The 653-nt window shown below is 41.8% G+C and carries 1 protein-coding gene; it reads right to left on the bottom strand.

Annotated features, from left to right (window positions below; genetic code table 11):
* Positions 1-136: 136 nt before the first annotated feature.
* On the bottom strand, positions 137-607 hold the full coding sequence (locus tag EX191_RS22765; protein ID WP_193448558.1) for a GNAT family N-acetyltransferase: 471 nt from the start codon (positions 605-607) through the stop codon (positions 137-139).
* Positions 608-653: the final 46 nt, after the last annotated feature.

The raw sequence follows: 653 nt of genomic DNA, 5'->3' as shown, positions 1-653 counted from the left end.
CAACTAACGCCTTGTTAAGGTGTGAGGCACGCAATACCTAAGCTTCCGCATACCACCTTAACCACTAAAACTAACGCATAGTAAAAATGCCACGCGTGCCGAATCACTCTTGAACAATTTGTTATGTAGCCGACTTTCAGGTTAGTGCTTTCTGTCCAATTTGGATTTTGGGCGCAATACCAGCTTTGCGATACAAAGCTAGAGCAGATTCATTGAAAGAATATACCTCTAACCACAGCTCTTCTCCGCCGTTAGAAATAGCCCTTTCTTCAAATGCCTCTATTAGCACCAGTCCAACACCCTGACTCCTAAAGCGTGAATCCACTACAATCTGTTCAACGCTTGCGATCTTTCGCTGTTTGAGCGTCCAAGACTTACGAACCCATAGCTCACCAAAAACAAAACCTACTAACTGCCCTTTGCTTTCGGCTACCAGACAAATCGAGCTTTCACTTTCGATTATCTTGTGCAGGTCTATTTTTTGTTCAATTTCTTCCGGTGATAAAAAGTCATCAGGTAAATTTGCTTGATGATACTCATTAAGCTGAAACTGTAGTTTCTTGATAACACTGATATCTTCAATGCGAGCTTGGCGAATATTTAACATATATAAATCCTTTTAACTTACCGTCCTCTCGCGGCTACATAACGCC

The sequence above is a fragment of the Vibrio chemaguriensis genome (assembly GCF_012275705.1).
Taxonomy (GTDB): domain Bacteria; phylum Pseudomonadota; class Gammaproteobacteria; order Enterobacterales; family Vibrionaceae; genus Vibrio; species Vibrio diabolicus.
Note: the sequence above shows the minus strand (reverse complement) of the source record. Positions and strands in the feature narration are given on the sequence as shown.